Consider the following 25,582-nt stretch of genomic DNA (forward strand, 5'->3'; position numbering starts at 1 on the left):
CCTTACCCCGCGTGTTCGATCACCAGCTGCACCGACACCATCCCGTTCCAAACGTTCTGCTCCAGCCGGTACGCCGCCTGAATATGTTCGGGCAGCGACTGGTCGTGGCCGAACCAGATGGCGTCAAAGCGCTGGTGGCCGCGTTCCAGCGACAGCTTCAGGTGCTTTTCCCCGACCAGGCGCTGGTTGCGCACCACAAACTCGTCCAGGAACAGCGGCGCGGCGAAGCCGGCGCCCCAGACCTGCTGCTGCAGCATGCCAGCCACGTCGGCGTTGGCGTAGCCGGTTTCCAGCGAGCCGTCGGTTTCGATCACCGGCTCGAAGGTGTCGCGGCCCGTGAGCTCGCGCACCGCGGCGTCGAACGCGGGGGCGAAGGCGGCGAAGTCGTTGCGGCCCAGTGTCAGGCCCGCAGCCATGGCGTGGCCGCCGAACTTGCGGATCAGGTTGGGATGGCGCTTGGACACCAGGTCCAGCGCGTCGCGCAGATGCACGTCGGGAATCGAGCGGCCGGAACCGCGGATTTCGTCGTCGCCGGCGGGCGCGAAAGCCAGCGTGGGACGCCAGAACTTTTCCTTCAGGCGCGAGGCCACCAGGCCCACCACGCCCTGGTGCCAGCCCGGGTCGAACACGCAGACCGTGGCGCCGGCGGCCGCGTTCGGCTCTTCCATGGCGGCCAGCGCCTGTTCGCGCATTTCGGCTTCGATGGTGCGGCGTTCGCGGTTGATGTTGTCGAGCTCGCGCGCCATTTCCAGCGCCTGCGCTTCGTCGTCGGTGGTCAGGCAGGCGATGCCCAGGCTCATGTCGGCCAGGCGGCCGGCGGCATTGATACGGGGGCCGAGCGCAAAGCCCAGGTCAAAGCCGTTGGCCGCGCGCGGCTCGCGTCCGGCCACGGCGAACAGCGCGCGCAGCCCGGGCTGCAGGCGGCCGGCGCGCATGCGCTGCAGGCCTTGCGTGACCAGCAGGCGGTTGTTCGCGTCCAGCTTGACCACGTCGGCCACGGTGCCCAGGGCCACCAGGTCGGACAGCGCGTCCAGGCGCGGGCCGCCGTCGGCCGCATAGACGCCGCGGCGGCGCAGTTCGGCGCGCAGCGCCAGCATCATGTAGAAGATGACGCCCACGCCTGCCAGATTCTTGGACGGAAAGCCGCAGCCCGGCTGGTTGGGGTTGACGATGGCCAGGGCCGCCGGCAGCGTGTCGCCCGGCAAGTGGTGGTCGGTGATGACCACGCCGATGCCGGCCTCATTGGCCGCGGCCACGCCGTCCACGCTGGCGATGCCGTTGTCGACCGTGATGATGATGTCGGGCTTGCCGGCGCGGTGCCGCACCGCCAGTTCGACCACGGCGGGCGACAGGCCGTAGCCGGTCTCGAAGCGGTTGGGCACCAGGAAGTCCACGTCGGCGCCCATGGCGGACAGGGCGCGCAAACCGACCGCGCAGGCGGTGGCGCCGTCGCAGTCGTAGTCGGCCACGATCAGCAGCTTCTTGCCCGCCTGGATGGCGTCGGCCAGCACGCCGGCGGCGTGGTCCGAATGCGTCAGGCCGTTGGGCGGCAGCAGCGATTTCCAGGCGAGTTGGGTTTGATCGGGATGGGTGACGCCGCGGGCTGCCCACAGGCGGGCCAGCAGCGGGTGGATGCCCGAGGCTTCAAGAATGCGGCAGGCTTGCGGGTCGGGGGTGCGGACGGTTAAGCGGGGTGAGACCACCAGGCGCTCCAGTTTTTCTTGGGCGCGGGCAGCAAGCCAAGCAGGCCCCCGCGCGGTTTCAGGGTTAGGGCGACCTTGCGGTCGTCGCCCAGCAGCAGCAGTTCGGCGGGAGTGGCCGGCAGGCCGTGCTTGCCGGCCAGCGGGCGCAGATGCTGCGCGTCCAGCGCGGCCAGGGCGTCCAGCCAGGCGGCCCAGTCGCCGGCCCGCTGGGGGGCGTCCAGGTTGCTGTAGACCTGCGCGGGGACAGGCCGGGACTGCGCCCAGGGCCTGCCGCCGCCATACAGCCACAGCGCATTGACCGGAGGCAGGCCGCGCGCCGCGCGGGCGTCATTGACCGGGTGTTCGTGCCAGGCCATCTGTATTTCATTGAGCAGCCGGCGCCACGGGCGCGTTTCCGCATCCTGACGCCACCAGTCGTTCAGGCGTTGTCCGGCCACGGCCAGCGGGCTGGCGGTCTGCGGCCGCAGACCTTGCGGCAGGCGCAGGCGCCAGCGTTCGGGCGAGAGCGTCTCGACCTCGAAGCCCGTGCCTTCGAACAGCGGGCGGGCGGTGTCCAGCAGGGCGGCCGTTTCCTCGGTGCGCAGTTCCATCAGGCCGGGATCGAGCAAGGCGGCCTGGTCCGTGCCCAGCGCCAGATGGACCAGCTCGGCCAGCCAGACGGGTTCATCGCCGTCGGTTTGGGCGCCGGCCAGCAGCGGACCCAGTCCGGCGCCGGGCGGCAGGCCCGCTTCGGGGACGTAGCCGGCGCGGGCCAACTGCCAGGCTTCGTAGGGCGTACAGCCTTGGGCGCGCACGTCGTGAGCCTGGGGGCGGGCGGCGCCGGCCTGGAGCCAGCCGTGCAGCGTGGGCGCGCGTTCGGGCAGGAGCTTGGCCAGTTCGGCGGCGACGGGTAGGGCGGGCAAAGCGCCCGGAATGACGATCAGCATGGGCGCGATTGTAGTCCGCACGGGCTGCGGGAACTAAGCGGCGCCTGGCACTGCCATAGCTTGAAACGCCTGGTCTTGGACGCGCACATCCGCGGCGCGGAATCCAGGCGGTTAATGCCATAATGCGCTCGTGCTGAAAATACCCTACGAACTCTGGATAGGCGCCCGCTATGCCGGGTTGGCCCGAATCCGCCAGCGACGCGGCCGCCGCGATCGCTTCATCTCCTTCATCGCCGCCAGTTCCATGGCGGGCATCGCGCTGGGCGTCGCCGCCCTGATCGTGGTGCTGTCCGTGATGAACGGCTTCCAGAAGGAAGTGCGCGACCGCATGCTGTCGGTGCTGCCGCATATTGAACTCTATATCCCGGGGGCTGCCCCCGAGCGAGTGCTGGAGAAATGGCAGGAGTTCGCTTCCGCCGCCGAGAAAAATTCCTCCGTCAAGGCCGGCGCCCCGTTCGTGGCGGCGCAGGGCATGCTGGTGCGCGGGCAGGCCTTGCGCGGCGTGCAGGTGCGCGGCATCGATCCGCAGACCGAAGGCAATGTGTCGGACCTGCCGCGCCAGATGGTATCGGGCAAGCTGACCGACCTGAAGCCCGGCAGTTTCGGCGTGGTGCTGGGCAATGAACTGGCCGACGGCATGGGCGTGAAGCTGGGCGATACGCTCTTGATGATGGCGCCGCAGGGCTCGATCAGCCCGGCGGGTTTCACCCCGCGCATGCGCCAGTTCACCGTGGTGGGCGTGTTCTCGTCCGGCCACTATGAATACGATTCCTCGCTGGCCTTCGTCGACGACGAGGATGCCGCCCGCGTGTTCCGTGACAGCGGCACTGCCGGCGTGCGCCTGCGCGTGGCCGACATGCAGCGCGCCCCGGAAGTGGCGGCGGAATTGCAGAAGGTGCTGCCGCCCTACGTGATGGCGAGCGACTGGTCGCGCAACAACCGCACCTGGTTCGCGGCCGTGAAGACCGAAAAGCGCATGATGTTCCTGATCCTGGCGTTGATCGTGGCCGTGGCCGCGTTCAACCTGCTGTCCTCCCTGGTCATGGCCGTGAAGGACAAGCAGTCCGACATCGCCATCCTGCGCACGCTGGGCGCGGGTCCGCGCGAGATCGCCCGCATCTTCCTGGTGCAGGGGGCGCTGATCGGCGTGATCGGCACGCTGCTGGGCGTGGCGGGCGGCATCCTCATCGCCTATAACGTGGACGTGATCGTGCCCTTCATCGAAGGCTTGCTGGGCGTGCATTTCCTGCCGCGTGAAATCTATTTCATCAGCGCCTTGCCGTCCGATCCGCAAGTGGGCGACATCGTCACCATCGGCGTGACTTCCCTGGTGCTGTCGCTGCTGGCGACCCTGTATCCCAGCTGGCGCGCCTCGCGCCTGCAACCCGCACAGGTGCTGCGCCATGACTGACATGCTGACTCCCGCGCTGCAGGCCGACAACATCGTCAAGGTCTACGACGAAGGCCCTGCGCGCATTGAAGTGCTGAGCAACGTCAGCCTGTCGGTGGCGCGTGGCGAGATGGTCGCCATCGTCGGCGCCTCCGGTTCCGGCAAGAGCACGCTGCTGCATATCCTGGGCCTGCTGGACGTGCCCACCAGCGGCTCCGTGTCGGTGGATGGCCAGCTTGCCGTCGGGCTGTCCGAGGCCCGCAAGAGCGCCGTGCGCAACCGCAGCCTGGGCTTCGTCTACCAGTTCCACCACCTGTTGCCGGAATTCTCCGCGCTGGACAACGTGGCGATGCCGCTGATCGTGCGCCGCGAGAATCGCGACAAGGCGCGCGCCGCCGCGCACGAGGTTCTGGGTCTGGTGGGCCTGGCCGCGCGCGAAGGTCACTTCCCGGGCCAGCTGTCCGGCGGCGAGCGGCAGCGCGTGGCGCTGGCGCGCGCGCTGGTCACGCGCCCGGTCTGCGTGCTGGCCGACGAGCCCACCGGCAACCTGGACCGCCACACCGCGCACAATATGTTCGAACTGCTGACGCGGGTGAATCAGGAGTCCGGCACGGCGTTCGCCATCGTCACGCACGACCCGGAACTGGCCGCCCGCGCCGACCGCCAGTTGCTCATGGAAAACGGTCGCCTGGTTTCGGGTTAAGGCGCGCCGGGGGATAATCCGGGCAAGGAGGTCGCGCCCATGCTGATCGATACCCATTGCCACCTGGATGCCGCCGAGTTCGACGCCGACCGCGAGCAGGTCGCCGACCGTGCCTGTGAGGCAGGCGTCCAATCCATCGTGATTCCCGCCGTCGAGCGCGCCAATTTTTCCGTGGTGCGCGAACTGGCCGGCAAGACGGCCGGCGGCGCCTATGCACTGGGCATCCATCCGCTGTATGTTCAGCGCGCCGGCGACGGCGACCTGGAGGCGTTGCGCGCGGCCGTCAAGGAATCGCTGGGCGACCCCCGCTTCGTCGCCATCGGCGAGATCGGCCTGGACTTCTTCGTGCCTGAAATCGCCTCCGGCGAACCGCGCGAGCGCCAGGAACACTTCTATGCCGCGCAACTGGCGCTGGCCGCCGAGTTCGGCCTGCCGGTGCTGCTGCACGTGCGCAAGTCGCAGGACATCCTCTTGAAATACCTGCGCCGCCATCCTCGCATCGGCGGCATCGCGCATGCCTTCAACGGCAGCGCGCAGCAGGCGCAGGCATTCATAGACCAGGGCTTCGCGCTGGGCCTGGGCGGCGCGATGACCTACGAGCGCGCCTTGCAGATCCGCCGCCATGCGGTGGACGTGGATCTGGCGCACCTGGTGCTGGAAACCGACGCGCCCGACATTCCGCCGGCCTGGCTGCATCCGCCGCAGCGGCGCAATGCGCCGGCCGAACTGGTCCGCATCGCCGCCACGCTGGCCGAGCTGCGCGGCATCACGCCGGCGCAAGTGGCGCATGCCACCACGGCCAACGCCATGCGGGTATTGCCGCGGCTGCCGGCGGCGATCCTGGCCGACGCCGACTGACCGGGCCTCAGCCGTTCAGGCGCGGCAGTTCCAGCCGCACGCTCAGCCCCTGCGGCGACATGTTGCGGGCCGACATCCTGCCCTTGTGCGCGGCCACGGCGGCCTGGGCAATCGACAGGCCTAGTCCGGCGCCGCTGCCCGGCTTGCGCGCGCCGGAGGCCGTCCGATAGAAAGGTTCGAACAGCGATTGCAGTTCTTCCGCGGCCACGCCGGGCCCGCGGTCCTCGATCTCCAGGCAGGCTTCGTGCGCGGTCGACAGCAGGCGCACGCGGATCGCGCTGTGCGCGGGCGCAAAGCGCAAGGCGTTGCGCAGTACATTTTCGATGGCGCTGGCCAGGCTGCAGCGGTCGCCGACCAGGAGCACGGGCGCATGCTGGTTCCACTCTATGCGGATCTGCCGGCCGCCGGCCTCAAAGCGTGCGTCTTCGACGACGTCGGACACGAGTTCGGCCAGGTCCAGGGTGTCGGTAGGCACGGGCAGGGCGCCCAGGCGCGCCAGCCGCAAGGTGTTGCCGACCAGCGCGTCCAGGCGTTCGCATTCGAGTTCGATGCGGTCCAGTTGCAGGTCCTGGCGCTCGTCCCGGCGCCGCGCCAGCTCCGCCGCCAGCCGCAGCCGCGCTAGCGGCGAGCGCAGTTCGTGCGCGATGTTGTGCAGCAGCTGCTCGCGCGTGTCGACCAGCGCCTTCAGGCGGTCGGCCATCGCGTCGAAATCGCGCGCCAGGAGGCCTAGTTCGTCCTTGCGGCGCGCCAGCTTGGCGGGCGTGTGCGCATCCAGCCGCCCGGCGGACAAGGCATGCGTGGTCTGGCGCAACTGTGCCAAGGGCGCCGTCACGTGGCGGCTCAAGGCCCAGCAGAACGGCGCGGTCACGGCCAGCGCGAACAGCACCAGGGCCAGCGCCACGGGCGACAGGGCCAGCACTTCCCAATGCGATGAATCGAACGGCAGGAACAGCAGCAGCAGCTGCGAACCATCGGGCAAGACCAGCTTTTGCGGTTCCCACCAGGAAACGCGCTCGCCGGTGGGGTCGGCGGGAAGGTAGTCGGCTTTCGGCGAACGGTCTGGCCCGGCGCGGAAATCGCTCAGCCAGTCTTCCATGCGGGCGGGCAGCCGCCGGCCCAGGATGTCCTTGTCCTGGGCGTCCATGACGTAGATCTTCAGCGCCGAGTAGCGCCGGTCCATGGCTTCGACCCAGCGTTCCAGGCCATCCACGCCCTCGCTGCGGGCGATCTGCGCAGCATCGCGCGTGAGATTGCCGGGATTCAGGCCATCCAGGGAATTGAAGCGGTACCAGGCGACCGCGGCCGTCAGCACCATGCCGCAGACCAGGATGACCGCCATCGCGCCCCAGAAGGTCAGGAAAGCGCGTCCGAAGAGCGAGCGGGTGGGCAGCCAGGCCATCAGTCAGCGCCGGCCAGTACGTAACCCAGGCCGCGCAGGTTGCGGATCGCCAATGTCTCGGCGCCGCTGTCGCTGCGCAGCTTCTTGCGCAGCGAGCTGATGTGGGTGTCGATGCTGCGGTCGTAGCGGTCGGGCTTGCGGCCCAGCGCGTACAGACCGATCTGGTCGCGCGCGACCACCTGCCCGGGCGTGCGCATGAGGATTTCCAGGATGCGCTGTTCGGCGCCGGTCAATGGAATTTCGCTGTCGCCCATTCGCAGCACGCCGGTGGCGGCGTCCAGCGACACTGCGCCCAGCGCCAGGGCGGGGCGGGCCGTGTCGGGCACCTCTTCGAAGCGGCGCAGGACCGCCGTGATGCGGGCCTTGAGTTCGCGCGGACTGAAGGGTTTGGCCAGGTAGTCGTCGGCGCCGAACTCCAAGCCCAGCACGCGGTCCGTCTCGCCGCCGTGGGCGGTGAACATGATGACCGGCCGGCGCGAGCGCAGGCGGTATTGCTTCAACAGATCCAGCCCATTGCCGTCGGGCAGCATCAGGTCCAGCAGCACCAGGTCGTAGTCGTCCTGAGCCAACAGGGCCAGGCCCTGCGTGCCGCTATGCGCCAGGGTGAGCCGGCAATGACCGGGTTCCAGGTACTCGCGCAGCATCTGCGCAAGCTCGACATCGTCATCGATCAGCAGGATGCGGCGAGTCGCCGGTGCGTGGGAAAAAGGCATGCGTGTCGTCGGTTCTGCATCCGGCAGTTTGGCTTATGGCCGCGGGCCGGAGTGTCAAGAAGTGCAAAGAAGATAAAAGTTGCGGAAAGCGTGTTGCTGGCTCCCGGCAGGTCCAATTCTAATATGAGAATGGTTTTCATTAATAAATACGAGGCAGGACGGACGCCGCACGCGGGGTGGGGCGCGGGCCTGGGACGGGAGAAACTGGAATCATGAGCAGCAAAGAATTGGTCGCCGGCCGGCGCGGTCCGGGTTCGCGCACGCAGTTGGCGGCGGCCCTGTGCGCAGCGGGTTTCGGCGTGGCGCAGCCCGCCTGGGCGCAGAGCGCCGACACTGCCAAGACCCTGGACACCGTGGTGGTGACGGCCTCGGGCTATGAACAGCAGATCCAGGACGCGCCGGCATCGATCAGCGTGATCACCCGCGAGGACCTGGACAAGAAGTTCTACCGCGACATCAACGACGCGCTGGTGGACGTGCCGGGCGTGATCGTGACGGGCGGCGGCGACCGCCAGGACATCAGCCTGCGCGGCATGGGCCCTAAGTACACGCTGATCCTGATCGACGGCAAGCGCCAGAATTCGCGCGAAACCCGCACCAACTCGGACTCCACGGGCGTCGAAGGCGGCTGGACGCCGCCGCTTTCCGCCATCGAGCGCATCGAGGTGGTGCGCGGCCCCATGTCGTCGCTGTACGGCTCGGACGCCATGGGCGGGGTGATCAACATCATCACGCGCAAGGTGCCCTCGGAGTGGGGCGGCGAGATCCGCCTGGACAGCACCATCCAGGAAAGCAACAAGTCGGGCGACATCTACCAGGGCAACTTCTACCTGTCCGGCCCGATCAAGACGGACCTGCTGGGTCTGCAGATCTACGGCCAGGCCACGCAGCGCGACGAAGACGACATCGTCGACGGCTTCCGCAAGCGCAACTCGGAAAGCGTCACGGCCAAGCTGGCGCTGACGCCCAACCGCGACCACGACATCGTGCTTGAAGCGACCACCATGCGCCAGAAGCTGCACGAAACGCTGGGCAAGACGGTCGAGCCGCTGCCGCCCGGCCAGGCTTGCGGACGCAATGGCTGCCCGGCTTCGTCCGATACCGACTACCGCAGCAACAAGTGGGCGCTGTCGCATACCGGACGCTGGGGCTGGGGCGTGTCGGACAGCTACGTGCAGCAGGAAGAGTTCGACAACCGCTCGCGCCAGATGAAGATCAAGAACCTGGACATCCAGACGAGCTGGACGCTGCCGCTGGGTTCGCACATGCTGACCCTGGGCGGCAGCTACCTCAGCCAGCGCCTGAACGACCAGACCGGCAACCAGCTGGCCAACGGCCCCAGCAAGGTGGACCGCTACCAGTGGGCCTTGTTCGCCGAAGACGAATGGCGCCTGACCGAGACCTTCGCAGTCACCACCGGCCTGCGCATGGACGAAGACGAGAACTTCGGCACGCATTTCAGCCCGCGCCTGTACGGCGTCTGGCACATGGCCGACCGCTGGACCCTGAAGGGCGGCGTGTCCACGGGCTTTCGCGCGCCCGACCTGCGCCAGACGGTGGCGGGCTGGGGCCAGGTCAGCCGCGGCGGCAATATGTACGGCAATCCGGACCTGACGCCCGAGAAGTCGGTAACCGAGGAAATCGGCATCCTGTATGACGACGGCGAAGGCTTCAACGCCGGCCTGACCGTCTTCAACAACGACTTCAAGGACAAGATCACCCGCGTCGCCTGCCCCGCGACCCAGTGCACGGACGGCCCGAACCAGTTCGGCTCGGATCCGACCACCTACATGAACGTGGACAAGGCCAATTCCCGCGGCGTGGAAGCCAACCTGAAGCTGCCGCTGTCGCGCGACTGGTCCCTGACCAGCAGCTACACGTTCACCAAGTCGGAGCAGAAGTCCGGCCAGTACAAGGGCCAGCCGCTCAATCAGCTGCCCAAGCACCTGTTCACCACCACGGTGAACTGGCAGGCCTCGGATGAGCTGCAGGCCTGGGCGCGGCTGAACTACCGCGGCAAGGAAAGCCAGCCCATCACCGGTCCGTCGTCCTCGTCGGTGGTCGCGCCTTCCTACACCTTCGTGGACCTGGGCGGTTCGTACCAGGTGAACAAGACGGTGGCGGTGTACGCCGGCATCTACAACCTGTTCGACAAGCAGGTCACGTACGACGACTACGGCTACGTCGAGGACGGCCGCCGCTACTGGCTGGGCGTGGGCGTCAAGTTCTGAGTTTGAAAGGGCGCCTGGCGCCCGCAACATGAAGAGGTACGCATGAAGAAGCAAACGCAAGCAGGCCGCGTCCGGCGTTGGGCGGTTCAGGCCGGGGCCGCGCTGGTCCTGGGCGCCGCCACGGCGGTATGCGCGGCGCAGGCGACGCTGCCGGTGAAGCATGCGCGCGGCGAAACCGCCGTGCCGGCCAATCCGGCGAAGACGGTGGTGATGGACCTGGCCGTGCTGGACACGCTGCATGCGCTGGGCGTGGACGCGACGGGCGTACCGACGGTCGCCAAGTGGCCGCCGCAGCTAAGCCAGTATGCCGATGAGCGCTACCTGAAGGTGGGTTCGATGTTCGAGCCCAACTACGAGGTGATCCACGCCGCCGCGCCGCAACTCATTTTCGTGGCGGGCCGCTCGGCGCCCAAGTACGACGAGCTCGCCAAGCTGGCGCCCACCGTGGACCTGACGGTCAATGCCCGGGACCTGGTGGGCAGCGTCGCGCGCAACACCGAAACGCTGGCCGCCATCTATGGCAAGCAGGATGTCGCCAAGACCAAGCTCGACGCCCTGCGCGCCTCGATCGCGGACCTGAATGGCAAGGCGGCCAACGCCGGCACCGCGCTGATCGTGCTGACCACCGGCGGCAAGATGAGCGCCTACGGTCCGGGTTCGCGCTTCGGCGTGATCCACGACGCCTTCGGCATCAAGCCGGCGACGACGGGGCTGAGCGTGTCGAACCACGGCCAGGCGATCTCGTTCGAGTTCATCGCCCAGACCGATCCCGACTGGCTGTTCGTGATCGACCGCGATGCCGCCATCGGCCGTGAGGGCGTGTCGGCCCAGCGCATGCTGGACAACGAGCTGGTGCGCCCGACCAAGGCCTGGAAGAACAAGCGCGTGGTCTACCTGAACGGCTACAACTGGTATCTGCTGGGCAGCGCGGGCCTGACCGCGATGCAGCAGAACGTGGACGAGATCGCGGCCGCGCTGGCCGCGGGCAAGTAAAGCCTGATGCATGAGCGGCGGGAGTAATCGCGGGTGAGTTGGCGGCAGTCGATAGGCGGTTGGGGCGGGCTGGCGGTGGCGGTAGGCTTGCTGCTGGCCCTGTGCGCGGCCAGCGTCAGCCTGGGGGCGGGCCAGCTCAGCCTGGCCGCGCTGTGGGGCACTGGTGACGAGGCCGAGCGTGCCTGGCGCCTGCTGATGGTCAGCCGCATCCCCCGCACGCTGGCCTTGCTGCTGGCCGGCATGTCGCTGGCGGTGGCCGGACTCATCATGCAGATGCTGGTGCGCAACCGCTACGTCGAACCCACCACGGCCGGCACCGTGGAGTCCGCCACCCTGGGCATACTCGTGGTCACGCTGCTGGCGCCGGACACGCCCGTGATCGGCAAGATGTTGACGGCCACGGGCTTCGCGCTGGCGGGCACCTTGCTGTTTCTGGCGCTGCTCAAGCGCGTGCCGCTGCGCACGCCCTTCATCGTGCCGCTGATCGGCCTGATCCTGGGCGGCGTGATCCACGCGGCCACCACCTTCGTCGCCTATCGCTACGACCTGCTGCAGTCGCTGCACGCCTGGACCACGGGCGATTTTTCCGGCGTGCTGCGGGGGCGCTATGAATTGCTCTGGATCGGCTTCGGCCTGGCCTGCGCGGCTTACGCGGCGGCCGATCGTTACACCGTGGCCGGCATGGGCCGCGAGTTCGCCGCCAACCTGGGCTTGAACCATGCGCGGCTGACGCTGGCCGGACTGCTGATCGTGTCGGCGATTTCGGCCGTGGTGGTGGTGACGGCCGGCGGCATTCCCTTTCTGGGCCTGATCGTGCCCAATGCCGTCAGCCTGGTGCTGGGCGACAACATGCGCCGCGCCATCCCCTGGGTGGCGGTGCTGGGCGGCGTGTTCGTGTTGGCCTGCGACGTCATCGGCAGGCTGGTGATCCATCCCTACGAGATTCCCATCGGCACGGTGGTCGGCGTGCTGGGCAGCATCCTGTTCCTGTGGCTGTTGCGCGCGCGGAGGAACCGGCTTGGCTGAACTTGCAGTCTCCGTCCCGGCGCCGGCCCGGGCACCGCAGGCCTGGCGCCTGTGGCTGCTGGGCGCCATTGCGCTGGCCTGCGCCATCGCCTTCATGACGCTGGGCGCCAACGGCCAGTGGTCCTTCGTGATCCCGTTCCGCGGCGCCAAGCTGGCGGCGATGCTGCTGGTGGCCTATGCGGTGGCGGTGTCGTCGGTGCTGTTCCAGACGATCACCCACAATCGCATCCTGACGCCCGCCATCATGGGCTTTGACGCCCTGTACCTGCTGATCCAGGCCGTGGTGGTGTTCGGCTTCGGCCAGGCGGCCGCGGCCGCCAGCCATCCGGTGGCCGCCTTCCTGCTGGAGGTGGGCGCCATGACCGCGTTCGCCTGCCTGCTGTTCCGTTGGCTGTTCTCGGACGCGGTGCGCAGCCTGCACCTGATGATGCTGGTGGGCATCATTTTCGGCCTGTTGTTTCGCAGCCTGTCCAACTTCGTGGTGCGGCTGATCGACCCCAATGAATTCCTGGTGTTGCAGGACCGCATGTTCGCCAGCTTCAACACCGTGCGCGTGGGTCTGCTGCCGATCGCGCTGGCCGCGGTGTGCGCCGCGTCGCTGCTGGTGTGGCGCATGCGGCGGCGCTACGACGTGCTGGCGCTGGGCCGCGACATCGCGGTGAACCTGGGCGTGGACTATCGCCGCACGCTGATGCTGACGCTGGCCGCCATCGCCGTGCTGGTGTCGGTATCCACCGCGCTGGTGGGGCCGGTGACGTTCTTCGGCCTGCTGGTCAGCAACCTGGCCTATCAGGCCATGGGGTCCGACCGGCATCGCCACACCGTCCCGGCGGCCGTGCTGCTGAGCGTGATCTTCCTGGTAGGCGGCCAGACGCTGCTGGAACGCGTGCTGGGCCTGAATACCACCGTCAGCGTGGTGATCGAATTCCTGGGCGGGTTGATGTTCCTTGCCCTGATCCTGCGCAGGGGGCGCCGATGATAGAGATCCAGCAAGTCAGCAAGCAATACGGCGACAGCGTGGTGGTCGACGACGTCAGCCTGTCGCTGCCGGCGGGCGGCGTCACGGCGATCATCGGCCCCAACGGCGCAGGCAAGTCCACGCTGCTGTCCATGGTCAGCCGTCTGCTTCCCATGTCCGCGGGCCGGGTGCTGGTCGAGGGGCTGGACGTGACCCGGGCCGATAGTCGCGAACTGGCGCGCCGCCTGGCCATCCTGCGGCAGGACAATCACCTGCCGCTGCGGTTGACGGCCAGGGATCTGGTCGCGTTCGGCCGTTATCCGCACACGGGCGGCCGCCTGACGCTGGAAGACAAGGACCACATCGACCGCGCCATCGCCTACCTGAACCTGGAGCCGCTGGCCGACCGCTACCTGGACGAGATGTCGGGCGGGCAGCGCCAGCGCGCCTTCGTGGCGATGGTGCTGTGCCAGGACACGCGCTACGTCCTTCTGGACGAACCGCTGAACAGCCTGGACATGAAGCATGCCGTCGCCATGATGGGCACGCTGCGGCGCGCGGCGGACGAGCTGGGCAAGACGGTGGTGCTGGTGCTGCACGACATCAATTTCGCGTCCACCTACGCGGACCGCATCGTGGCGATGCGGGCAGGGCGCATCGCGCATCAGGGGACTCCGGCCGAACTGGTCCGGCCGGAGGTCCTGAGCGAACTGTACGAGCTGCCGATCGAGGTGCACGAGATCGGCGGCCGGCGCATCTGCGTCTATTACCGCCAGCCTTAGCGGCTGAGATCCACCGCGTAGCGCGACAGCTGGGTCACCGGGTCAGGCGTGGCGTCATGCACCGTGACGTTGTCCACGCCATGCGCGGCGGCCATGGCCAGGGTGCCCGGCACCGACGAAAACACCACCGGGCCGGCCAGGACGCCCACTCGCGCGAAGCGCCAGCTGCGGTCCAGGCCATAGGTGGCCAGATCCAGGTCTGGGTGCTTGCGGATGTAGCTGATCAGCACGTCGCGGCTGGCGTCCGGGGCTTGCAGCACGATGTCGCCCTTGCCGCCGGCCAGGCCGGGGAAGTCGCCGCCGCCGCTGGCGCGGTAGTTGTTCGTGACCACCAGGAATTGCGCAGCGGGATCGAGTGGCGCGCCCTGGTACGTCAGCTGCGTGATGCGTGTACCCTTGGGCCGGGTGACGTCGATTTCGTACCGCAGGGCATTGCCTGCGGCATAGAGCACGTCGAAGTTGAAGGTCGGAAAACCCGTGTCGACCAGATCCTGCGGCGCGACCTGGCCCGGGTCGATCTGCTTGAACTGCTCGGCGGTCTTCTCCAGCCATTGGCGCACGATGTCGCCGCTGACCCGCACCACTTGCAAGGTGTTGGGGTACAGGTAAAGATCGGCGGCGTTGTTGATGGCGATGTTGCCCTGCTTCACGTAGGTGAAGTCGCCCGGACCGTTGCGTCCGCCCTTGAAGGGCGCGGCCGCCGACAGGATGGGCAGGGCGGCATACGAGGGTTTGTTCTTGGCGATGTAGTCCGTCAGATAGTCGATCTGCGCCATGTTGACGATTTGCAGCGCCGACACGTCGCCCGCCAGCGCGTAATAGGTCGCCATGTCGAAGCGGCTCTGGCCGATGGGCGTTTTGACATAGGCGATGGTGGCGGCGTGTTCAGCCTGCACCAGCTGCTGCGCGGCGGCGTCGGGTTCGACGTAGGTCGCGGGCGTGGCGCCGTTCTGCGCGGTCAGGCGCGTGGAGATGCGTTGCACGCGCGTGGCGTCCTTCTGCACCTGCCAGCCTTTGTCATAGGCAAGCTTGAGCGTGATCTGGCCGAGGTTGTTGCCCCACTGGCCGGCCTGCACCGCCGGTACGCCGTTGATCAGGCCTTTCTCCAGATCTATCCCGGGCTGCCCCGCGAATTGCGACTTGGCATTGGTGTCGGGGAACAGCAGGTGCTGGTGACCGGTGATCAGCGCGTCGATGCCAGGCACCTGGCTCAGGTAGCCCGCGCCGTTTTCCATGGCCGGGCTGTAGGCGCTGAGCATGTCGATGCCGCCGTGCGCCAGCGCCACCACCAGATCGGCGCCCGCCGCGCGCATTTCGGGTATATAGCGTTGCGCCGATTCCTTCCAGCCCGCGACTTCCACGTGGCCTTCCAGATTGGCTTTGTCCCATTGCAGGATGGGCGGGGGCGCAAAGCCGATCACGCCGACCTTCAGCGCGACCTCGATCTGCTTGCCGTTGGGATCGGTGGCCTTGAAGGTCTTGTTCAGCAGGACCCAGGGCTTGAAGATGGGCTGCTTGCTGGCGGCCGACACCACGTTGGCGGACACGAAGGGAAAGCCCGGCGCCGCGCAGTCCTTGGCCCCGGCGGGGTTGGTCTGCGCCGTGCCCTTGCCGATGCCGGCCAGCCCGAAATTCGTGTCGGTGATCTGCGACAGGAACGGCAGGCCGTAGTTGAACTCATGGTTGCCCAGCGTGGCTGCGTCATAGGCCAGCAGTTTCATCTGCTTGTAGATCGCCAGCATGTCGCTGCATTGCACCGGCTTGACCAGCGCCTGGTAGTCGGACAAGGCGGTGCCCTGGATGGTGTCGCCGTTGTCGAACAGCAGCGTGTTGGCATTCTGCTTGCGCGCATTGGCGATCAACGTGGCCGTGCGGTCCACGCCGTAGCTCTTGTCCTCGGCCAGCTTGTAGTAGTCGTAGCCCAGCACGTTGGCATGCAGGTCGGTGGTGCCCAGGATGGCCACGTCCAGGGTGGAGCCTGCGGGCACGCCGGCCTGCGGCGGGGTGTCGGGCGTGTCGTCGTCATTGTCGCCGCCGCAAGCGGCCAGGCTTGCCAGCAACGCGGCGCTGGCGGACAGCGCAAAGAGCTTTCCTAGATTCGGCTTCACCGTCTTTCCTCCGGGTTTGAAGGAAAGGAATTCTGCGCATGGCGTGTGACCCGGCCGTGACACGGTCGCGCCACGGGGCGGGGCAGTCGTGCCGCGTCTAGCGCAGCGGAGATTCTTCGATGAGGTCGCCCGTTTCCAAAGCCGCAAGCGCATCCAGGAAGCGCCACGCAAACGATCCGGGGCCTTGCGCCAGCTCGCCGGCGCGCTGGCCCGCGATGGCGAAACACGACAGGGCGGCGACCGCCGCGGAAAACGGATCGTTGCGCGACACCGCGGCGCAGGCGCCAACCAGCGCCGTCAGCGCGCAGCCCGTGGCGGTGACGCGCGGCATCAGGGGCGAACCGCCCGTTATGCGGACGGCGCGCGCGCCGTCCGTGACGTAGTCGGTCTCGCCGGTCACCGCCACCACTGTCGCGCGGCTGGCGGCGATGGCATGCGCGGAATGCTCCGCCTGCGAGACCGCGTCGCGCGCGTCCACGCCCTTGCTCGCGCTTTGGCCGCCGGCCAGCGCGATGATCTCCGAGGCATTGCCGCGGATGATGGCGGGCCGCAGGTCCAACAGGCGGCGCACCGCGTCGCGGCGAAAAGCGGTGGCGTGGTGCGCCACCGGATCGAGCACCCAGGGTATGCCGGCTTCGTTGGCCGACGCGGCGGTCAGCAGCATGCTGTCCAGCCAGGGCGAGGACAGGGTGCCGATGTTGATCACGACCGCGCCGCAGACGCGCGCGAACTCGGGCGCTTCTTCCTGCGCATGCACCATGGCGGGCGAAGCGCCCATGGCCAGCAGCACGTTGGCGGCGGTGTTCATGGATACGAAATTGGTCAGGCACTGCACCAGCGGCGCATCGCGGCGCAGGGCGGCCACCAGGTCGCGCGAGATCAGCGCCTGGGCGGAAAGGTCGGGAATGGATTGCATGCCGTGGATCCTGTTTATGCGCTGACGTCCGACAGCCCGGGCTGCGCGGGCAAGGCGCCGCGCAGCGATTCCAGCAGTACGCGCTTGTTTTCGCGGCTGCGATAGGCGTGCTCGCGCATCAGGTTCTCGGCGCGCACGGCCTCGCGCCGCGTAATGGCGCGCAGCAGGTCTTCGTGGTCCGCTTGCGCACGCAGCACGAACGGCGTTTCCAGCAGCGAGGGCGTGGATGGCAGGGTCAGCGCGGCCGGGCCGGCCAGCGGCGTCTTGTTGTTGTGTTCCAGCGCCGACAAGAGCGCGCGGTTGCCCGCGGCTTCGCACAGGATCTCGTGAAAGCGCCGGTTGATCTGCCCCCAGGCGCGCGCATCCACGGTGGTGTTGGGATCGCGGCGGGCCGGGGCCAGCAGGGCGCGTCCTTCGTCCACCGCCTGCGACAAGCGGTCCAGCACGTCCTGCGAGGCGCCGCGCTCGGCCAGCAGGCGGGCCGCCATGCCTTCGAGCACGCCGCGCACGTCCACCGCGTCGCCGATTTCGTCCACCGTAAAGGCCCGTACCCGGAAGCCGCGTGAAGGCAGCCGTTCCAGCAGGCCCTCTTTTTCAAGCTCGGTCAGCGCAATGCGCAACGGGGTACGCGATACGCCCAGGCGCGCCGAAAACTGCAACTCGACCACGCGTTCCCCCGGCTGCAGAACGCCAGAAAGCACCATGTCCCGGAGTTCGGAAATGACTTTATCGATTTGTGCGGCCATAGGGAGGGGGAGGCTGGTTCCGGTCTGTGAGGGCTTTCAGTGTACCGTCAAAATTGCATGCAATAGTCAATAAAAAAACCGATCGTGCCTTGCGATTTATCAAAATTGCATGCAATAATTCGGAAAAACAGCGATTCAAGTGCAGTTAAAGCGATAAATGCATGCAAAGAAATCCGTCGATGCATGCCATAAGCCGCCGCAAGCACAGGAGACAACATGAAGCTCGTCAGCTTCGTTCAGGCAGGCCGCAGCGCCTGGGGCGTGGTGCGCGGCGCCGAGGTCGTGGCGCTGACCCAGGTCTGGCCCGACATGGTCGCGGCGCTGGAGGCAGGGGTGGAACAGATCGCGCGCGCCGCGGAGACGGCTGGCCAGGCCTGTATGCCCTTGGCCGGGCTGCGCCTGCTGCCGCCGGTAGTGGCGCCGCGCAAGATTCTCTGCGTGGGCCTGAACTACGGCCGCCATGTGGCCGAGGCCGGGCGCGAACTGCCCGCGCACCCCTCGCTGTTCGCGCGCTTTGCGGACAGCTTCGTCGGCCACGGCGAGGCGGTGTGGAAGCCGCAAGCCTCCGACCGTTTCGATTACGAGGCCGAACTGGCCGTGGTGATCGGCCGGGGCGGCCGCCATATCGCCGCCAAGGACGCCCTGGCGCACGTGGCCGGCTACACCTGCATGGCCGAGAACTCCGTGCGCGATTTCCAGAAGCACAACGCGCAGGTGACGCCGGGCAAGAACTTCGAGCGCAGCGGCGCGCTGGGTCCCTGGCTGGTCACGGCCGACGAGATCGGCGACCCGGCTGGCCTGGAAGTCATTTCCCGCCTCAACGGCGAGGTCATGCAGCACGGCCAGGTGTCCGACCTGATCTTCCCCATCCCTGAGCTGATCGCCTACATCAGCAGCTTCACCCGCCTGTCGCCGGGCGACGTGATCGCCACCGGCACGCCCGAAGGCGTGGGCTCCAGCCGCAAGCCTCCGCGTTTCATGAGCGCCGGCGACACGCTGGAAGTCGAGATTCCCGGCCTCGGAACACTGATCAACACGGTGGCGGACGAGCCCGCCGCCGACGAACAAGGAGACGCGCATGTCTGATGCGCTGCGGTACCTGACGGAACGGGACGTGGTCTCGGTTCTGGATATCCCCAAGGCGATCGAAGCCCTGCATGCCATGCTGGTCGCGCAAGGGCGCGAGCAGGCCCGCAACCTGCCCAAGGCGCTGGCGACCTGGGGCGACGGCAGCTCGATGCATGCCTTGGGCTCCGTGCAGACCGGCGCGGGCGGCTATGCGGGTTTCAAGACCTGGGTCCATACCAAGAGCGGCGGAGGCTCGCTGTTCAGCCTGTTCGACGCCGAGTCGGGATTTCTGCGCGCCGTGATCGAGGCGCGCGCGCTGGGCATGCTGCGCACCGCCGCGATCAGCGGGGTCGCCACGCGCGCGCTGGCGCCGGCTGACGCCGCCTGCGCCGCGCTGATCGGCACCGGCCCGCAGGCCGTCACCCAATTGGCCGCGCTGGCCGCCGTGCGCGACTTGCGCCGCGTGCGCGTCTACAGCCCCACGCCGGAAAAGCGCCGCGCCTTTGTCGCCAGCGTGCAAGGCAAGTATCGATTCGAGGTCGAGGAAGCGGCCAGCCTGGAACAGGCGCTGGCCGGCGCCGAGATCGTCACCCTGATCACGCGCGCCGTCGAGCCTTTCGTGGACGCGGCCATGCTGGCCGACTGCAGGCACCTGAACGCCGTGGGCGCGATCCTGCCGGCCAAGGCCGAGTTCGCGCAGGACGTGTTCGAACGCGCCGACCGCGTGGTGGTGGACGACCTGGAAAACGCCCGCCGCGGTTCGCGTGAACTGCGCGAGCGCTTTGGCGCAGACGGTGCGCCATGGCAGGGCGTGACCGTGCTGAGCGACCTGCTCGCCGCGGGAGAGGGCCGTCCGCAAGGCGCACGGTTGACGATCTTCAAGGGCATGGGCATGGGCCTGTCCGACCTGGCGATGGCGCGCGTGGTGTACGAGCATGCCCGCGACCATGGCCTGGGCGTGGCGCTGCCGCCCCAGACCCGCGAGAACCTGCTGCTGGCGCAGCCCTGAACCGAATTCGCATAACCGCACAGCCGGCGCGGGGCGCCGGCGGCAAGAGGAGACATACATGTTCGTCGATATCAGCGGCGCCAGTCCGCGGGAACAAAACAAATGGCAGTCCATCGTCATCCCCAAAGAGGACATCGATCTTGAGATCGCGCGCCTGACCGATGCGCCCCGGCCGGACAACGGCCGCCGCGCCTCCCTCATCGTGCACCCGGAAGCCACGGCGCCGGGCCTGGGCCTGGCCCCGGGAACGGACGTCACCATCAACGTGGTCAATCCGGGTGAAAGCACCTTCAACCTGCGCAAGAACTCCAACATGCTGGAGATCTGTATCAGCGGCGAGGGCGTGGCCACGGTGGCCGGGCGCGACATCCGCGTGGGGCACTGGGACGTCTGGAACACCCCCGCCATGCAGGTGCATTCCTACCGTAACGAAGGCAAGACGCCGTGGGTACGCCTGTCGTACTCCAACGCGCCGCTCCTGGAAAAGCTGGAGATCCACTACGTCGAGGAGTTCGAGGGCAGCGTGCCGCCGGCCGACGCCAATACCAAGCCGGTGCCGCCGCGCGCGCCCGACGCGGCCCGTTCGCGCGACCTGGCGCTGCGCGAGCAGATCACGCCCGAGGGCGCATGGCTGCTGGGCTACGAGTGGCTGATCGACATCGACGTGCTGGAATCCAAGGCCTTGCACTGGCCCTGGTCGGCGGTGTCGCGCCAGCTGCCCAGCGTCGAGGACATGGCGCGCGGCTACAACGGCCGCCGCCTGTTCGTGCTGTACAACCCGGCCACCGAACGCCGCATCGGCACCACGCACAGCTTCTTCGCCACCATTTCCTCGTCGCCGCCCGACAACCACCACGTGCCGCACCGCCACAGCTCGTCGGCCATCAACTATTACCTGCGCGGCAACGGCTACAGCAAGGTCAATGGCACGCGGCTGGACTGGAAGGCGGGCGACCTGATCCTGTCGGCGCCAGGCTGGGCCATGCATTCGCATCACTCGGGTACGGAAACCACCTCCGCGCTGACGGTGCAGGACCATCCGCTGCAGATTGCCATGGAGTCGCTGATCTGGCAGGAGCGCATGCAGGAACCCATCCTGGCGCTGGGCAGCCAGAGCGGCTTCGAGAGCAACCGCGCGCAACTGGCCGCGGCCCGATAGGACGCGATTTCCTAGAACCGATACCTGGATCCGCAATGACCATGACCGAGCTTTCCGATACCCCGTCGCTGCGCGCGCGCCTGCGGGACTTCTATGACGATTACGCCTACTGCCTGGACGAAGACCGGCTGGAGGACTGGCCCGCCTTCTTCACCGAGGACTGCCATTACCGGGTGCTGTCGCGCGAGAACCATGACGCCGGCCTGCCCCTGGGCCTGATCTATTGCATGAACAAGAACATGGTGCGCGACCGCGTCACGGCCTTGCGCGAAACCACCATGTTCGAGCCGCGTTCGCTGCGCCACTTCATCAGCGGCGTGCGCGTGCTGGAAGTGCAGGGCGACCACATCGTGGCGCAGGCCAACTTTGCGGTGTTGGAGTCGCTGTCCGACCGCGAACCCACCCTGAACATGGTGGGCCGCTATCTGGACGTGGTGCGCGTGACGCCCGAGGGCCTGGCGTTCAGCCGCCGCGACTGCGTGTACGACAACTATCGTGTGCGCACTTCGCTCATCGTTCCCATCTGAATCCGCCCCGAGGATACCCATCATGACCTGTACCCACTCGACCGCGCCAGAGGCTCCGGCGGCGGCTCCCATCCACATCGAGCGCCGTTGGCCCAAGGAAGGCTATACGCGCATCCCCAACTGGGTCTACACCGATCCCGCCATCTTCAAGAAGGAGATGGACGTGTTCTTCGGCGGCAAGACCTGGAACTACGTGGGCCTGGAATGCGAAGTGCCTGAAGTTGGCTGCTACAAGCGCAACTGGATCGGCGACCGCCCCGTGGTCATGGTCCGCAACGCGGAAGGCGAGATCAACGTTCTGGAGAACCGCTGCGCGCACCGCGGCGCGCAGATCTGCTGGCACAACACCGGCAAGGTGGAGGACTTCACCTGCCCCTACCACCAGTGGAACTATGACCTGAACGGTAATCTGCAGGGCGTGCCGTTTCGCCGCGGCGCCATGGGCAAGGGTGGCATGCCGCGCGACTTCGATCCCAAGCAGAACGGCATCCGCAAGCTGCGCAGCGTGAACCGCGGCGGCTCGATCTGGGCCACCTTCGCCGAGGACGCGCCCAGCTTCGAGGACTACTGCGGTCCTGAAGTGCTGGCGGAAATCGACCACATGCTGCCGGGCAAGCCGCTCAAGCTGCTGGGATACAGCCGCCAGCTGATCCCCAGCAACTGGAAGATGTACCTGGAAAACCTGAAGGATCCGTACCACGCCACGCTGCTGCACACCTTCTACATCACCTTCGGCCTGTGGCGCGCGGACTCCAAGTCCGAGTGCATCCCCACGGGCGGCGGCGCGCACAGCGTGATGGTGTCGCACAACGAGGGCAAGAAGAAGACCGAGGCCACCACGGAAATGAGCCGTTTCCGTGACGACCTGGAGCTGCTGGACCTGGAAACCGTGACCCCGCGCGCCGAGTTCAACCGCGGCCGCGTCGGTGGCGCGTGGGTGTTCCCGGCCGCGCAGTTCGGCATCCAGGCCAACTCGCTCAAGACCCGCCACGTCATTCCGCGCAGCCCGACCGAGCACGAACTGGTGTTCACCTATTACGGCTACGAGGACGACGACGAGGAAATGACCCGCCTGCGCCTGAAGCACGCCAACCTGCTGGGCCCGGCCGGCTTCGTGTCGATGGACGACAGCGAAATGCTGAACCAGGTGCAGATCGGCGTCACCGGCTATCCGGAAGAGCGCGGCATCATCGAGATGGGCGGCCGCGACACCGAGCCCGCCGACTACATGGTGACCGAGGTGCTGATCCGCTCCTTCTACGACTACTACCGCAAGGCGATGGGGCTGTGAGCATGGATACCTGGAAACCTGTGGCGATGGTGTCGGACATTTCGCCCGACACCGGCACCCTGCGCGTGGTGCATGAAGGCGAAGGCGTCTGCCTCTACAACCTGCAAGGCGACATCTGCGCCACGCAGGACCGCTGTCCGCATGGCAACGCCAGCCTGGCCGACGGCTATCTGGAAGACGGCACCATCGAGTGTCCGCTGCATCAGGGCGTCTTCGACATCCGTACCGGCAAGCCGCAATGCCCGCCGGTCACCACGGACCTGCGCCGCTACGAGGTGCGGGTGGACTCGGGCACCGTCTACCTGAAGGCGGAAGGCGCATGAACTCGGGCGCCATCGTGGTTGTCGGCGCCGGCCAGGCGGGCGGATGGGCCGCGGCGACCTTGCGCGAACGCGGCTACGAAGGCCGCATCGTGCTGCTGGGCGATGAGCCCCACGCGCCTTATGAACGCCCGCCCTTGAGCAAGGCGGTGCTGGGCGGCCAGGCCGTGCCCGAAAGCACCGAGCTTTTTTCGGCCGAGCGGCTGGCGGCGTTGCGCATCGAGTTTCGGCCGGGCGTGGCGGCGACGCGGCTGCGCGTGGCCGACAGGCAGGTGGATACCTCGGACGGCGGCAGCATCGCCTATGACAAGCTGATCCTGTGCATGGGCGGCAGGCCGGTCGTGCCTGCGCTGCCCGGCGTGGATGGCCCCGGCGTGCACGTGCTGCGCACCCGCGGCGACGCGCTGCGCCTGCGCGCCAGCCTCGGCCCGGGCCGCCGCCTGGTGGTGGTCGGGGGCGGCTGGATCGGGCTGGAGGTAGCGGCGACGGCGCGTCAGTCCGGCAGCGCCGTGACCGTGCTGGAGCAGGGACCGCGACTGTGCGCCCGCAGCGTGCAGCCTGCGGTGTCGGCGCACCTGGCCGCGCTGCATGCCGCCCATGGCGTGGACCTGCGCCTGGACACTTGCCTGCGCGCGGTGCTGGCGCAGACGGACGGCCGCCCGGTGGCGGAACTGGCCGACGGCACGCGTCTGGACGCGGACGCCATCGTGCTGGGCGTGGGCCTGCGGGCCAATGACGAACTGGCGCGTGAAGCCGGCCTGGCCTGCGAGCGTGGCGTGTTGGTCGATGCGTACTGCAGGACCTCGGCGGCGGACGTCTATGCGGCGGGCGACGTCGCGGTGCTGACGGCCGAGGACGGCCATGCGCGCATGGAGTCGTGGCAGAACGCGCAGGACCAAGGCACGGCCGCCGCGCTGTCGGCCCTGGGCCTGGGTGAACCTTATGCGCCGACCGGCGCCGTCTGGTCGGAACAATACGACGCCATGGTGCAGATCGTCGGATTCCCGGGCCTGGCCTGCAGCGAAGTGCTGCGGCCGCAGGCTGGGGAGCGCGCCTTGCTGTCGGTGGCGCTGGACGCCAGCGGCCGCGCCGTGGCCGGCGTATCGGTGGATGCAGCCCGCGATTTCCGCCAGCTGCGCAAATGGATCGCGCAGCGCGCGACCCTGGACCCGGCGTTGCTCGGGCGGCCCGACGTGCCGCTTGCCAGCGCCCAGATCGGATGAGGATCGCAATGGAAAACCCGATTTTGCCCATGCTGGCCAAGACAGCCTGCGAATCCGTGGTGCTGGAATTCTTCCATGCCCTGGACACGCGGCGGCACGAGGCCGCAGCCGCGCTCATGGCCGAGGACGGCGTCTGGCAACGGCAGGGACGCCGGCTTGCCGGCCGCCAGGAAATCCTGCAAGCCCTGAATGCCCGCGTGCCCGAGCGCAGCACCTGCCACGTCATTACCAATCTGCGACTGGTCGAGCTGGCTGGCGCGCGCGCCACCGTCGGCTACTTCCTGACCGCCTACGAAAGCGTGCCGCACGAGCAGGGCGGCGCGCCGCGCCTGGTCGCCATCCGCGAGTGCCAGGACGTGCTGGTGGAGACGGACGGCGGCTGGCGGCTGGCGGACAAAAGCAGCCGCCGCCATCTTCCGCCGGAATGACGGCCTGACATCACGGAGATCCCGCACATTCCGAATCCTTGTTCCTCACGCGTCCGGACCATTCAAAAAGCAATGGGCGCGTACCGTAAATACCCCAGGAGACAAACCATGAAACCCTCAAGAATCTTGCATTGCATGTTGGCGGCCGCCTGTGCGGCCGTCGTGTCCGGCGCCCAGGCGCAACAGGCCGACTGGCCGACCCATCCGATCACGCTGGTGGTGCCGTTCGCGGCCGGCGGCGGCGGCGACACCCTGGCGCGCCTGGTTGCGGAGCCGCTGTCGCGCGAGCTCGGGCAGTCCATCATCGTCGAGAACCGCCCCGGCGCGGGCGGCAATATCGGCACTTCGATCGCCGCGCGCGCCAAGCCCGACGGCTATACGCTGTCCTACGGCACCAATGGCACGCAGGCCACCAATCACTGGCTGTACAAGTCGCCGGGCTATGCGCCGTCGGACTTCGAACCGATCTCGCGTTTCACGGTCATTGCGGCGGCGCTGGTGGTCAATGCCACCGACGAGCGCTTTAAGACCCTGGCGCAGCTGCTGGCCTACGCCCGGGCCAATCCGGGTGAGCTGACCTGCGGTTCCGCCGGCAACGGCACGTCCTCGCATCTGGCCTGTGAGCTGCTGAACCAGATGGCCGGCACCAAGGTCATGCACATTCCCTACAAGGGCGGCGGCGCGGCCATGACCGATCTGCTGGGCGGGCGGATTTCGTTCATGATCGACGTCATGCCCAACGTGTCGGGGCAGATTGCGGCGGGCAAGCTGCGGGCGCTGGGCGTGACGACGCCGGACCGCGTGGCATCCAATCCGGACATTCCCACGATCAGCGAAGCCGGCGTCAAGGGCTATGAGTTCTTCGCCTGGGACGGCCTGTACGCGCCCAAGGGCACGCCGGCGGCCGTGCTGGACAAGCTGAACGCGGCGGTCAACCGCGCGCTGCAGCAGCCCGAGGTGCGCAAGATGCTGGAGTCGCGTGGTGCGATTCCTTCGCCCACGTCGCGCCAGGCGCTGGCGGAGTTCGGTGCGGAAGAGTATGCGCGGCTGGGGAAGGTCGTGAAGGTGGCGGGCGCGTCGATCGATTGAGCGGCTGACGCCTGAA

General features: G+C 67.8%; 24 protein-coding genes. 17 read left to right on the forward strand and 7 right to left on the reverse strand.

What is annotated here, in order from left to right; translation table 11 throughout:
- Positions 1–2 precede the first annotated feature (2 nt).
- On the reverse strand, positions 3–1,703 hold the full coding sequence (gene recJ, locus IAG39_RS13080) for a single-stranded-DNA-specific exonuclease RecJ (protein ID WP_059373498.1): 1,701 nt from the start codon (positions 1,701–1,703) through the stop codon (positions 3–5).
- Complete coding sequence (locus IAG39_RS13085) at positions 1,685–2,629, reverse strand: hypothetical protein (RefSeq protein ID WP_118932675.1); 945 nt, start codon at positions 2,627–2,629, stop codon at positions 1,685–1,687. Before IAG39_RS13085 ends, recJ begins: the two co-directional genes overlap by 19 nt.
- A 178-nt stretch (positions 2,630–2,807) precedes the next feature.
- On the opposite strand from IAG39_RS13085, the gene IAG39_RS13090 reads away from it, so the two are divergent.
- Genes IAG39_RS13090 through IAG39_RS13100 form a run of 3 tightly spaced genes read left to right on the forward strand, consistent with a single transcriptional unit; the run spans position 2,808 to position 5,580 of the window.
- Positions 2,808–4,040 (forward strand): lipoprotein-releasing ABC transporter permease subunit, encoded by a 1,233-nt coding sequence (locus tag IAG39_RS13090; protein WP_240633261.1) that lies wholly within the window; start codon positions 2,808–2,810, stop codon positions 4,038–4,040.
- Complete coding sequence (locus IAG39_RS13095) at positions 4,033–4,722, forward strand: ABC transporter ATP-binding protein (protein ID WP_059373492.1); 690 nt, start codon at positions 4,033–4,035, stop codon at positions 4,720–4,722. Before IAG39_RS13090 ends, IAG39_RS13095 begins: the two co-directional genes overlap by 8 nt.
- Positions 4,723–4,761: 39 nt before the next feature.
- Positions 4,762–5,580 (forward strand): TatD family hydrolase, encoded by an 819-nt coding sequence (locus IAG39_RS13100; RefSeq protein ID WP_118932674.1) that lies wholly within the window; start codon positions 4,762–4,764, stop codon positions 5,578–5,580.
- 7 nt (positions 5,581–5,587) lie between these two features.
- Here IAG39_RS13100 and IAG39_RS13105 read toward each other — a convergent pair whose 3' ends face one another.
- Positions 5,588–6,979, reverse strand: a complete 1,392-nt coding sequence (locus tag IAG39_RS13105) for an ATP-binding protein (RefSeq protein ID WP_118932673.1) — start codon at positions 6,977–6,979, stop codon at positions 5,588–5,590.
- Positions 6,979–7,692, reverse strand: coding sequence for a response regulator transcription factor (locus IAG39_RS13110; protein ID WP_059373486.1), 714 nt, complete (start codon positions 7,690–7,692; stop codon positions 6,979–6,981). Before IAG39_RS13110 ends, IAG39_RS13105 begins: the two co-directional genes overlap by 1 nt.
- Positions 7,693–7,904: 212 nt before the next feature.
- Here IAG39_RS13110 and IAG39_RS13115 point away from each other — a divergent pair, with 212 nt between their 5' ends.
- The 5 genes from IAG39_RS13115 to IAG39_RS13135 are packed head-to-tail and all read left to right on the forward strand — an operon-like array spanning position 7,905 to position 13,682.
- Entirely contained in the window at positions 7,905–9,923 is a 2,019-nt protein-coding gene (locus IAG39_RS13115) for a ligand-gated channel protein (RefSeq protein WP_118932672.1), read from the forward strand.
- A gap of 42 nt (positions 9,924–9,965) precedes the next feature.
- On the forward strand, positions 9,966–10,916 hold the full coding sequence (locus tag IAG39_RS13120; RefSeq protein ID WP_059373481.1) for a siderophore ABC transporter substrate-binding protein: 951 nt from the start codon (positions 9,966–9,968) through the stop codon (positions 10,914–10,916).
- A gap of 33 nt (positions 10,917–10,949) precedes the next feature.
- Complete coding sequence (locus IAG39_RS13125; RefSeq protein ID WP_118932671.1) at positions 10,950–11,942, forward strand: ABC transporter permease; 993 nt, start codon at positions 10,950–10,952, stop codon at positions 11,940–11,942.
- Positions 11,935–12,921 carry an iron chelate uptake ABC transporter family permease subunit gene (locus tag IAG39_RS13130; RefSeq protein WP_187523942.1) on the forward strand — a complete coding sequence of 329 codons (987 nt, stop codon included), beginning with the start codon at positions 11,935–11,937 and terminating at the stop codon, positions 12,919–12,921. The genes IAG39_RS13125 and IAG39_RS13130 overlap by 8 nt, the downstream gene beginning before the upstream one ends.
- Positions 12,918–13,682, forward strand: coding sequence for an ABC transporter ATP-binding protein (locus IAG39_RS13135; protein WP_118932670.1), 765 nt, complete (start codon positions 12,918–12,920; stop codon positions 13,680–13,682). The genes IAG39_RS13130 and IAG39_RS13135 overlap by 4 nt, the downstream gene beginning before the upstream one ends.
- On the opposite strand, the gene IAG39_RS13140 is transcribed toward IAG39_RS13135, so the two are convergent.
- From IAG39_RS13140 to IAG39_RS13150, 3 genes are all read right to left on the reverse strand, one after another.
- Entirely contained in the window at positions 13,679–15,790 is a 2,112-nt protein-coding gene (locus IAG39_RS13140) for a 5'-nucleotidase C-terminal domain-containing protein (protein ID WP_165867836.1), read from the reverse strand. The two genes, IAG39_RS13135 and IAG39_RS13140, sit on opposite strands and share 4 nt — an antisense overlap.
- A gap of 97 nt (positions 15,791–15,887) precedes the next feature.
- Complete coding sequence (gene thiM, locus IAG39_RS13145) at positions 15,888–16,706, reverse strand: hydroxyethylthiazole kinase (RefSeq protein WP_059373473.1); 819 nt, start codon at positions 16,704–16,706, stop codon at positions 15,888–15,890.
- Positions 16,707–16,720: 14 nt separating this feature from the next.
- The gene (locus IAG39_RS13150) at positions 16,721–17,452 is read right to left on the reverse strand and encodes a GntR family transcriptional regulator (protein ID WP_054456177.1); all 732 of its coding nucleotides are present in this window, start codon (positions 17,450–17,452) and stop codon (positions 16,721–16,723) included.
- 216 nt (positions 17,453–17,668) lie between these two features.
- Here IAG39_RS13150 and IAG39_RS13155 point away from each other — a divergent pair, with 216 nt between their 5' ends.
- The 9 genes from IAG39_RS13155 to IAG39_RS13195 all read left to right on the forward strand — a co-directional run bounded on the left by IAG39_RS13155 (position 17,669) and on the right by IAG39_RS13195 (position 25,566).
- The gene (locus IAG39_RS13155) at positions 17,669–18,538 is read left to right on the forward strand and encodes a fumarylacetoacetate hydrolase family protein (RefSeq protein WP_059373471.1); all 870 of its coding nucleotides are present in this window, start codon (positions 17,669–17,671) and stop codon (positions 18,536–18,538) included.
- The gene (locus IAG39_RS13160; RefSeq protein WP_118932669.1) at positions 18,531–19,529 is read left to right on the forward strand and encodes an ornithine cyclodeaminase family protein; all 999 of its coding nucleotides are present in this window, start codon (positions 18,531–18,533) and stop codon (positions 19,527–19,529) included. Before IAG39_RS13155 ends, IAG39_RS13160 begins: the two co-directional genes overlap by 8 nt.
- 58 nt (positions 19,530–19,587) lie before the next feature.
- A complete protein-coding gene (locus IAG39_RS13165; protein WP_059373468.1) occupies positions 19,588–20,688 on the forward strand; it encodes a cupin domain-containing protein in 1,101 nt (366 codons plus the stop codon).
- A 35-nt stretch (positions 20,689–20,723) separates the two neighbouring features.
- The gene (locus IAG39_RS13170) at positions 20,724–21,215 is read left to right on the forward strand and encodes an aromatic-ring-hydroxylating dioxygenase subunit beta (RefSeq protein WP_118932668.1); all 492 of its coding nucleotides are present in this window, start codon (positions 20,724–20,726) and stop codon (positions 21,213–21,215) included.
- 22 nt (positions 21,216–21,237) lie between these two features.
- The gene (locus IAG39_RS13175) at positions 21,238–22,506 is read left to right on the forward strand and encodes an aromatic ring-hydroxylating dioxygenase subunit alpha (RefSeq protein ID WP_059373465.1); all 1,269 of its coding nucleotides are present in this window, start codon (positions 21,238–21,240) and stop codon (positions 22,504–22,506) included.
- Positions 22,507–22,508: 2 nt separating this feature from the next.
- Positions 22,509–22,829, forward strand: coding sequence for a non-heme iron oxygenase ferredoxin subunit (locus tag IAG39_RS13180; RefSeq protein ID WP_118932667.1), 321 nt, complete (start codon positions 22,509–22,511; stop codon positions 22,827–22,829).
- Positions 22,826–24,049: an NAD(P)/FAD-dependent oxidoreductase gene (locus IAG39_RS13185; RefSeq protein WP_118932666.1), complete on the forward strand. Its 1,224-nt coding sequence runs from the start codon at positions 22,826–22,828 to the stop codon at positions 24,047–24,049. Before IAG39_RS13180 ends, IAG39_RS13185 begins: the two co-directional genes overlap by 4 nt.
- Positions 24,050–24,057: 8 nt before the next feature.
- A complete protein-coding gene (locus IAG39_RS13190) occupies positions 24,058–24,477 on the forward strand; it encodes a nuclear transport factor 2 family protein (RefSeq protein ID WP_118932665.1) in 420 nt (139 codons plus the stop codon).
- Positions 24,478–24,585: 108 nt separating this feature from the next.
- Positions 24,586–25,566, forward strand: coding sequence for a Bug family tripartite tricarboxylate transporter substrate binding protein (locus IAG39_RS13195; RefSeq protein WP_223283247.1), 981 nt, complete (start codon positions 24,586–24,588; stop codon positions 25,564–25,566).
- The last annotated feature ends 16 nt before the right edge of the window (positions 25,567–25,582 follow it).

The organism is Achromobacter xylosoxidans (assembly GCF_014490035.1).
GTDB lineage: Bacteria > Pseudomonadota > Gammaproteobacteria > Burkholderiales > Burkholderiaceae_B > Achromobacter > Achromobacter bronchisepticus_A.